General features: G+C 56.0%; 1 protein-coding gene. It reads right to left on the minus strand.

Annotation, left to right across the window (positions count from 1 at the left end):
* The coding region (locus tag AC2Q9J_RS18435; protein ID WP_499042178.1) for a S1C family serine protease at window positions 1–241 on the minus strand (241 nt) is incomplete at both ends.

Consider the following 241-nt stretch of genomic DNA (forward strand, 5'->3'; position numbering starts at 1 on the left):
CCTTCTACGCTCGCCTCGGCGATTTTCATCGAATTGATTCCGACGAGCTCTCCACGAATGTTGATGAGGGCACCACCCGAATTCCCCGGGTTGATGGGCGCATCCGTCTGAATGACTTCCGCGTTATAATCCATTAAGCCGTCGCTGTTCGTATCGACCGGCACCGTCCGCTCGACACCACTGACGATACCACGGGTGACCGAGTTTGAGAAGACACCGAGCGGATTTCCGATGGCCATGA

The sequence above is a fragment of the Planococcus sp. RAB007_Raresut genome (assembly GCF_057369535.1).